This is a genomic window from Acinetobacter sp. 228, from assembly GCF_048147885.1.
The window spans coordinates 1-1,817 of record NZ_JAYWYV010000124.1; the positions used below are offsets into that span (position 1 = coordinate 1).

The 1,817-nt window shown below is 41.1% G+C and carries 1 pseudogene; it reads left to right on the plus strand.

Annotation, left to right across the window (positions count from 1 at the left end):
• A pseudogene (gene posA, locus VXQ92_RS16535) lies at positions 1-1,817 on the plus strand (delta-poly-L-ornithine synthetase PosA); the annotation flags it as partial.

Genomic DNA, 1,817 nt, shown 5'->3' on the forward strand with positions numbered 1-1,817 from the left:
CTAATTTAAGAATTATTAATTTAGGTGGGGAAATGTGTCCGGACTCACTGGTTGACCGCTGGGCATTATCTCATCATCAAATGTTTAACACCTATGGACCAACCGAAACCACGGTTTCTGCAAGTCTTGAGTTATTAGAACGCGGCAAACCTGTCACCATTGGCAAGCCCTTACCAAACTACGGTATGTTGGTTATTAACTCTGAAAGAGAGTTGCTCGAGCAAGGTGAAACAGGGGAGTTATGTATTTTTGGTCCAAGTGTGGCACAAGGCTATTTAGGACGTCCTGATTTAACCGCAGATAAGTTTATTGAAAACCCTTGGGCAATGAGTGTAGAGGAAGAATTACTCTACCGTACTGGGGATTTGGCTAAAATTGATGAGTTTGGTCAAGTACACTGTTTAGGTCGTGCCGATGACCAAGTTAAAATCCGTGGTTTCCGTGTAGAGCTTGGCGAGATCGAAGCTGCGCTTTGCGATATTGACGGAATTGGTACGGCAGCCGTTATTCTTCGTCCTGAAGACGGCATTGATCAACTTATTGCGTTTATTGCACCAGAAATTGATGCAAAGCAAGCTATAGAAATTAAAGAACTACGCCATAACTTGAGTCAGCGATTACCGCCTTATATGGTGCCAAATCGTTTTGAGATTATTGAAGAAGTTCCACGTCTGTTATCTGGGAAAATTGACCGTAAAGCTTTAAAAGCAAGACCGCTCACAAGTGTGGTAGATCGCAGTGAATCTGATCAGCCACAGAACCCAGCCGAAGAAATCCTATTTGAAATTTTGAATCGTTTGTTCCCAAACATGCCGATTAAACTCAATTCTGATTTCTTTGATGATTTAGGCGGGCATTCACTACTCGCCGCTGTTTTAATTTCAAATCTGCGTGAGCATGTGGAATATAGCCATCTGACCATTCAAAACTTATATCAAGCGAGAAGAGTAGGCGCGATTGCTGCACTCATGTTAGAGCAGCCTGAACCTACTTTATTTGATAGCCAAATTGGACAAGATAACCCTCGTAATCAGACCTATAAATGGTTATGTGGTATTGCACAGCTTGTAACTATTCCGGTTTTAATCTCGATTAATATTTTGCAGTGGTTAGCGCCATTCTTTACCTATCACTACTTTACTGGTGGAACTCGCGACAGTATTCCGTATGCGATTGCGTTGTCTTTATTGGTGTATGTCAGTGTCATTATGAGCAGTTTTGTACTGTCGATTACGGTAAAACGACTATTAATGTTAGGAATTGGCGCAGGGCGTTATCCATTATGGGGATTAACCTATTTCCGTTGGTGGCTAGCGGACCGTATTAGTAATATTTCACCTGTCTATCTCTTGTCGGGTTCGACTTTACTTAACTTATATTTGAAAGCACTTGGCGCAAAAATCGGTCACGACGTTACCATTAGTTCTGTACATATTCGTATGCCATCTTTACTGACTATTGAAGATGGCGTGAGTATCGGTTCTCAGGTGAATTTAGAAAATGCCAAAGTTGAACATGGTCACTTGGTATTAGGTTCAATTCACCTTAAACAAGACAGTTATGTAGGTTCGTATGCTGTATTAGAAGAAAATACAGTGTTAGAAAAACAGGCCCATGTAAATGCCTTAACTTCAATTGAATATGACACGGTTGTACCTGAGGGCGAAATTTGGGATGGAACACCTGCTCAGAAAATAGGGCATATAGATGAGCAAGCTAAATTGCCAGAGCGTCCTAAACTATCGTTTATACGTAAAATTGCTGAATATGGATACTATGGCGTTAGCGCATTAGTCATTGCCTGTCTTTTCTTTATT